The sequence below is a fragment of the Corallococcus sp. AB049A genome (assembly GCF_003668885.1).
Taxonomy (GTDB): Bacteria; Myxococcota; Myxococcia; order Myxococcales; family Myxococcaceae; genus Corallococcus; species Corallococcus interemptor.
The window spans coordinates 1-456 of the sequence record NZ_RAWL01001062.1; the positions used below are offsets into that span (position 1 = coordinate 1).

The 456-nt window shown below is 64.0% G+C and carries 1 protein-coding gene; it reads left to right on the forward strand.

Annotated features, from left to right (window positions below; genetic code table 11):
- Positions 1-46: 46 nt before the first annotated feature.
- Positions 47-456, forward strand: a 410-nt coding sequence (locus tag D7X55_RS46320) for a hypothetical protein (protein ID WP_199747401.1), incomplete at its 3' end; no start/stop codon positions are given.

The window sequence follows — 456 nt, forward strand, 5'->3', positions numbered from 1 at the left end:
AGGTCGTCGGCAGCGTCAGATGTTTATAAGAGACAGGTGCCTGACCGTGATCCCCGAGATCGGCACCAAGGTCGAGGCGCTGTCCACCTTCATCGAGTCACTCGATGGCAAGCGTGACATCCCGCAGATCGAATTCATCGCCGGTGACCAGGCCGTGGTCCTGACCGTTCGCCATCTGCAGCCGCTCAGCGATGCCGACCGCGCGGCCTGGGCGGCTTTCGGCCAGCAGCATGGCTTCGTGATCTACCTGCAGTCCGGCGGCGTGGATACCGTGCAGCCGCTGGACGGGCAGGGTGTGCCGCTGTCGTTCCGTCTGGCGCCGTGGGATGTCGAGCTGGCGTTCCGCCCGCTGGACTTCATCCAGGTCAATGCCAAGCTCAACGAGAAGATGATCGCCCACGCCCTGGACCTGCTGGAACCGGGTGAGGACGAGCGTGTACTGGACCTGTTCTGCGG